Raw genomic sequence first — 4,493 nt, forward strand, 5'->3', positions numbered from 1 at the left:
TATATCTTGGTTTTTTCATTTCGAATCTCCTGCACTTAATATACGAGAAAATTCTACTTCTAAGGACCACTAAAAATCGGGGGTATTACCATTTCTTTAAAGTCTTCCATATCCGCAACGTTAAGGAAGAGACGTTTTTCGGTTGGGATCGGGTGATGACGCTCTGTCAGGAGGTTGGCTTTGATCCGGTGCCGGTTCTATTTGACGGCGTGTTTCAGAGTATATCAGCGATAGAAGAATGGATGACGCAGGAAGCGCCGAATTCATCCAAGTTGGGTGGCGCAGACAGAGAGGGCTTTGTCATTCGTGTGGCCGAAGCGATCCCGATCGGAAGATTCCAGGAGATGACGGCGAAGTGGGTGCGCGCCGATCATGTGCAATCGGATGAACATTGGACACGGAACTGGCGGTGGGCGGAGATGAAAAAGCCCTGATTATTCATGAATCGCCTTTAGCTTTTCATAAAGCTCTTCGACTTCTTCAAAGTGATATTCCGGGGACCAGCGTTTCATAATGTCCAGATAGGTCTGTGTTGGCACATTTTCAGCGAGTGCCGCATTGACCTTGTCGATCACCTTTTTGCCCCAGGGTGTTTTTGGGCAGGCCACATAGCTGATGGCGTTTGTATAGTCTTCCTTGATGGGAATGCTCAGATAATCATACGGATCGACATTCAGTTCTTTTGACCAATAAAGAATTCGGTTGGGAAAATCGACCATAAAATCAGCACGGCCCTTGGTCAGAAGACGAAAGATCAGGGTTGTTGATCCGGTGTGGCGCCCCACCAGATGATGTTCTTCATATTTCTCCACAATCGGGTCAATAACTTTGCTGTAAGCGCGTACATTGTTGGTTGCCAGACGCATGGCATGTTTTTCAAACATGTCTTTTAGAGACAGAGGGTTTTCGTACTCAAACCGCTCATAGGTGTCTTTATGCATAATGAGTTCCAAGCCCGGGAAAATAACGGCTGGTTTTGAAAAATACAGAAACTTCTCACGTTCTGCTGTTTTAAAAAGATAGGGGGTGCAGATATTCATGCCTTCTGCTGCATAAAGAAGAAAGCGTTTGTAAGGCAGACTGGTTTCGGTATGGGTGTAACCCGAGATTCCGCCTTTGAGCAATTGCCGCAGGCCGTCAATAATGCCACTGTTTTGATCCGGGCCGGACAGGATCATAAACGGAGGGGCCTGGAATTTATGCCATGTCAGGGTCGTGTCATCAGGATCCGTCGAGATATCGTATGCTTTGAGGGGGAGTGGAAAAAGAAAACCCGTTATCAAGAGGGCGTAGGTCAAAAAGCTTCTGGTAGACATGGAATTCCCTGTAAATTATGGGGGCAACATAAAACAACTGCGTTGAGTGTACAAGCTTGACGATTGGATGTTCTTTTCTTTGAAAACTGGTGTGATGGTTGTCACTTAATGGCGGTCGTTTTTTCTGATATAGTTTGAGAATGGTTGATCGGGTTTCCATATTGGATTTTGCGCAGACATCTCTTCTTCAGACAACGCAACGCCTGAATGAGACGAGGAACGATAGCGCCAACAATCTCGCAACCGGAAGGCGGGTCAATCAGGTCAACGATGACCCCGTCGATTTCTTTCGCGCAAAAGCCTTGAGTGATCGTGTCGCAGATCTTGGCAGTGTCAAAGGATCAATCGAATTAGGTCAATCTCAGTTGGAGGCAACGACGGCTGGCTTGGATGCCGTAGAGCAATTTGGCCGACAATTGATCGGTATTGCAAATGCTGCAAAGACGGCGGAAACGCAGGTAGAACGTTTGGCTCTGTCGCAACAGTTTAACGAGATTCGTAATCAGATTGATAATCTCGTTTCTGATACAACGTTCCTTGGAAGTAATCTCTTGGAAGGCTCACTTGCATCATTTTCAATATCTGTTGGCGACGTATCACAAGCCGCACTTGATCTCTCTTCAAGGGACACGTCTGTTTCAACGCTTGGTATTGGTGAGGCAGCTACAACCTATAACGATTTTGCCACACTGACGGACATCTCAAATGCCATTGCTGATGTTAGAGGCGCAATTTCAATCGTAAGACAGAGCCAGGCGGATTTTGCATCGGATATCTCGTTGTTAAATGTACGCGAAAACTTTACAGACGATCTGCGTGCAACGTTGCAAAGTGGTGTCGGAAAACTCGTAAATGCGGATTTGAATCAAGAAGCTGCCGTTCAGCTATCTGCGCAAGTTCGAAGTGATTTGTCGTTTCAGGGCGAGAAAATTCTCGCGCAAGGAGATAGTCTATTGTTGGGACTGTTCAAGTAATGTCTTGCACTGAATATGATACTTACCTTCATGCTCACCGCCAATCTTTGATGGGACGGGAACTTGAAGGTGAAGCGTTTATGAGGGCAGCGAACCTTTTGAACCAGGCGAAAGATGCACCGCAAAACAAAAAACTTTTATGGGAAGCGTTGCAATATACCTCAAAGCTCTGGACGATTGTACAAGCGGACTTGAATTCCCCTCAAACAAAAATGAATGATGATCTTAAAGCGAACCTGCTCTCCTTAAGTCTTTTTGTGGATAGAACATGTTCAGAAATCATCAAAAAACCCCATCAGCGAATGCTTCAGGGGTTGATTGATGTAAATCGCAATATTGCAAAAGGCTTACTTGAATAGCCGCTATTCTGATTGTGCCAGACGGGCAATGGAAATGACAGGCTCAAGCGATGCATATTGTGCATCATGGGCGTTTTTAACTTCCATAAAGCGGGCTAGCTCCTGACCTTTCAGCTTTTTGCCCGATGGCATGCGCACCTTCATCGGGTTGGTCTTGCGCCCTTTGCGGATGATTTCATAATGCAGGTGCGGACCGGTGGATCGACCAGTTGAACCAACATAGCCAATGACATCGCCCTGTTTCACACGTTTGCCTTTATGCACGCCCTTTTTGTAGCCGCGCATGTGGGCGTAAGCTGTCTGATATTCAGAATTGTGACGGATGCGGATATATTTCCCGTATCCCCCTTTGCGACCAACATAATCCAGCACGCCATCGCCAGCTGCATAGATCGGTGTGCCAGGAGGGGCCGCAAAATCGACACCGGTGTGCATTTTGGAATAACCAAGGATCGGATGGCGACGCTTGCCAAAGCCCGATGAAAGACGCGCACCATTGATAGGTGTCCGCATTAATGCCTTCTGTGCACTTTGACCTTTGTCGTTAAAATAGGCCACCCGGCCGTTCTTCTGCTTGAAACGATAGATCGGAATATTGATCCCGCTTAACGTCAGACTGGCATATTGGATATTGCCAACTTTGGTATTCTTGCCATCCGCTGTGGAGATTTTCTCATACATAACTTCAAAAGCATCGTTCTTTTGAATGTCACGCTGGAAATCCACATCGAAGGAATAGGCAAAGATAAATTCCATCAGCAGGGAGGCCGGAATGCCGGATTTGGAGGCCGCCACATAAAGACTTGAATCGATCTTGCCTTCTGCACGGTGCAAAGTGGTGATCAGTTCCTGTTCTTCTTCATGGACAGCATAATCACCATCCGTGCTGCGCGAGACATAAAGGTCTTTGTTAAACCCAGTCTTCAAGCGCAAAGACTGAAACAGATGGGGCATATCTTTATGGCGGCCTGGCTGGAACGTCACGTGAAGTTCCTGACCCACGCGCAAACGGCGAGGGTCATAGGCAGAACGCATGGCTTCGATGGCGGTATAGGCATCGCCCCGGTTAATACCAGCATTCAAAAGCATTTTCATCAGGGTGTCGCCGCGACCAACCTTCAAGGTCTCAACATAAGGGGCGGGCATTTCTTCCAGCGGCTTGGCAGTTGGAATGGCCTGGATGGCAGCTTGTGCAGTGGAGCCAACACTGACAGTCGTTTGTTCAACGGCTGCTGTCAGGCCCAAAGGCGCAGTTGCGTGTTTCCCAGTCTCTTCTGTATTGGGCAGGTCTAACATAAAGAGCCCGCCGGCAATGAGTGTAGAAGAGATGATGGCCGTCAAAGGTAGGCGGCGGCGTATCATGTATATATATCCCTTGTGTGGTCGTTTAGTCATTTTTATCCGGCAGTATATTTTAGCTCTGCCGTTATCCGCTCTCTCTATATACATAAAGAAAAAAGGACAATGATGGCTGAACCCGTTTCTGTCAAGGGGATTCGACCCTTTGAATCCCTAGGGTTACAGTATAGATCACCCTTTATTAATGAACCGTTTCCAAAAGCACATATATGTGAACTCTTTTTTGGTCTGTTGGTAATGATTCCAATCGTTTTGTTTTCTATATCTATGGTTTTGGGGCGATCTTAATCCTTTGTTAAGGATCAAGGATAGTCTTGCGCATCCGAAATGAATAAAATTTTGTTTTAAAAACAATTGCTTAATTGAAAAAATGACGAAAATGTCATTTTTCTTCAAAAAAGGTGTTTACAGGTGTTGGCGAGGTCTCTATAACCCCGTTCACCGACGCGGCGCTGCCGGGTTGGCGCTCTCGAAAGACTGAGGGA

At 46.7% G+C, this 4,493-nt stretch carries 5 protein-coding genes; 3 read left to right on the forward strand and 2 right to left on the reverse strand.

Annotation, left to right across the window (positions count from 1 at the left end; translation table 11 throughout):
* The coding region (locus RYZ26_RS19725) for an RNA ligase family protein (RefSeq protein WP_317684974.1) at positions 1-434 on the forward strand (434 nt) is incomplete at its 5' end.
* On the opposite strand, the gene RYZ26_RS19730 is transcribed toward RYZ26_RS19725, so the two are convergent.
* Positions 435-1,316: a TIGR02285 family protein gene (locus RYZ26_RS19730; protein WP_317684975.1), complete on the reverse strand. Its 882-nt coding sequence runs from the start codon at positions 1,314-1,316 to the stop codon at positions 435-437.
* A 140-nt stretch (positions 1,317-1,456) separates the two neighbouring features.
* On the opposite strand from RYZ26_RS19730, the gene RYZ26_RS19735 reads away from it, so the two are divergent.
* The gene (locus RYZ26_RS19735) at positions 1,457-2,290 is read left to right on the forward strand and encodes a flagellin (protein ID WP_317684976.1); all 834 of its coding nucleotides are present in this window, start codon (positions 1,457-1,459) and stop codon (positions 2,288-2,290) included.
* Positions 2,290-2,649: a flagellar biosynthesis regulator FlaF gene (locus RYZ26_RS19740; protein WP_317684977.1), complete on the forward strand. Its 360-nt coding sequence runs from the start codon at positions 2,290-2,292 to the stop codon at positions 2,647-2,649. The genes RYZ26_RS19735 and RYZ26_RS19740 overlap by 1 nt, the downstream gene beginning before the upstream one ends.
* Before the next feature lie 3 nt (positions 2,650-2,652).
* Here the strand turns inward: RYZ26_RS19740 and RYZ26_RS19745 are convergent, their stop codons facing one another.
* Complete coding sequence (locus tag RYZ26_RS19745; RefSeq protein ID WP_317684978.1) at positions 2,653-4,011, reverse strand: M23 family metallopeptidase; 1,359 nt, start codon at positions 4,009-4,011, stop codon at positions 2,653-2,655.
* Between the last annotated feature and the right edge of the window lie 482 nt (positions 4,012-4,493).

Source organism: Terasakiella sediminum, from assembly GCF_033100395.1.
Taxonomy (GTDB): Bacteria; Pseudomonadota; Alphaproteobacteria; order Rhodospirillales; family Terasakiellaceae; genus Terasakiella.

What these genes read in the sequence shown, in the direction of transcription:
- RYZ26_RS19735 (WP_317684976.1), top strand. Translation starts at nt 1,457, where the DNA reads ATGGTTGATCGGGTTTCCATATTGGATTTTGCGCAGACATCTCTTCTT.
- RYZ26_RS19740 (WP_317684977.1), top strand. Translation starts at nt 2,290, where the DNA reads ATGTCTTGCACTGAATATGATACTTACCTTCATGCTCACCGCCAATCT.
- RYZ26_RS19730 (WP_317684975.1), bottom strand. Translation starts at nt 1,316, where the DNA reads ATGTCTACCAGAAGCTTTTTGACCTACGCCCTCTTGATAACGGGTTTT.
- RYZ26_RS19745 (WP_317684978.1), bottom strand. Translation starts at nt 4,011, where the DNA reads ATGATACGCCGCCGCCTACCTTTGACGGCCATCATCTCTTCTACACTC.